Source organism: Chamaesiphon sp. VAR_48_metabat_403 (assembly GCF_031422475.1).
Lineage (GTDB): Bacteria > Cyanobacteriota > Cyanobacteriia > Cyanobacteriales > Chamaesiphonaceae > Chamaesiphon.
Genome location: NZ_JANPLS010000464.1, coordinates 1 through 1649 on the forward strand (window position 1 = coordinate 1; position 1649 = coordinate 1649).

Sequence of the window (1649 nt, forward strand, 5' to 3'; positions counted from 1 at the left end):
AATAATGTCGTACTCGTCAAAAGCATTTAATTCTTTGAGCAGCTTAACTGTCTCTCCTACTACATAACCACCACAACCAGCACCAGCGGGAGGCCCACCAGCTTCGACGCAATCTACGCCGCCAAACCCTTTATAAATAACATCTTCAGGCCAGACATCTTCGTAGTGATAGTCTTTTTCTTGAAGTGTATCAATAATAGTCGGAATCAAAAACCCTGTCAGGGTAAAGGTACTGTCATGTTTGGGATCGCACCCAATTTGCAATACTTTTTTGCCGCGTTTGGCTAATGCGACGGAGATGTTGCAACTAGTTGTGGATTTTCCAATTCCACCTTTGCCATATACTGCCAGTTTCACGATCTGCTAGTCTCCAATACTTTGTGGTGTGATAAATAAGTCGTAAGTGGTTCTGTTTACTAAGAATTAGAACGCTGACTTTGGTTAAATGGAAGTGAGTATCTATAAAAATTTTGCTACGTCTAGCATTGTCCGCTAACTTTCCCGAAAATGGGTGAAAAGTTACAATTCGATCGAGTGTTTAATTTGCTTAATATTTTTCATGACAGGTTTCTCGATCGAGCTGTTTGCATTTTAGCTAGCTTTTACCAATAAAAATCAGCGCGGGTCGGCTCTTACTGGCGATTCACAACTAAATAGCAACAATAGCAAATAATACTCGAACGCAATCAGAGAGCAGATAATCTGCAACCATTCCCCGTCGTCGTGTCGATTGGATGCGAGCAAAGGTCATAGGTGACTAGTCAGACGGTTGGATTCGATTACTTACGGTAGGCTACTCCAACGAAACATGGACTCAGATGGCGTTAATCGGCGATAATGAGCGATCGAAACAGCAATTAAATCTTGACTCGATTCTCCCTTGAAGACGCTCCGAGAACGAGTGTTTGTAAACATTAGTTAATTTTCCAAATTAAGGATATTTTTGTAAAAAAAAGTTAAGTTAGCGCAATAGATCGTGGCAAAATATTCAAGAACGATCGGAGCATAAGAGTGTGATTTCAGTTGAATACGTGCTGGCAGAGCCAGAATTTAGACCCCAACGCGCCGTAGATAGAGCGGCGGCTTTGGATGTGAAGGCTTATTTACCTGCGGCACCTACAGATGATGTGCTGGAGTCAGTCACAGCAATGCAGACCGAATTTCTACATAAATATCCTACAGGTTCGCTGTATATCAATGGCAAGCAAATCGCGGAAACGTTGACGCTAGAGATATTGCAGCGACACGAACCGCAACTGCGATTTTTCACCCTCGCTCCAGGCGAACAAAAAATCGTCAATGCGGGGTTTAAAGTGGGTTTGAGTACCGATGACCCTGACAAGATTGCCACCATGCTGGTGTGCCCTAGAAGTGGCTTGGCGTGCAAGAATTCGATTACGGTAATCAATGCGCCAGGAATTGTGGACGAACATTACCCCGATTGGGTGGGGATTGGGTTAGTCAATCACGGTTCGGATTTGCATCTATTCAGTCATGGCGCAAGAATCGCTCAGGTGATGTTTCTGGAGGTATGTGTAGCGCAGGAGCGGGTAGTGGAGGCTTTAACGACTGTCGGAGAACGTAAAGGTGGATTTGGACATACTGGGGTTGTGCGATTCGTTGATTAGTGAATCACGGTGAAAGCCCGT

2 protein-coding genes are annotated in these 1649 nt (G+C 44.2%); one reads left to right on the forward strand and one right to left on the reverse strand.

The genetic code is table 11. The annotated features are described in order from the left end of the window. Positions 1–357 (reverse strand): AAA family ATPase (locus RMO79_RS22430; RefSeq protein ID WP_310485488.1); only part of this gene is annotated, 357 nt, incomplete at its 3' end. 656 nt (positions 358–1013) lie between these two features. On the opposite strand from RMO79_RS22430, the gene RMO79_RS22435 reads away from it, so the two are divergent. Beyond that, positions 1014–1628 carry a hypothetical protein gene (locus RMO79_RS22435; RefSeq protein WP_310485489.1) on the forward strand — a complete coding sequence of 205 codons (615 nt, stop codon included), beginning with the start codon at positions 1014–1016 and terminating at the stop codon, positions 1626–1628. Positions 1629–1649 lie beyond the last annotated feature (21 nt).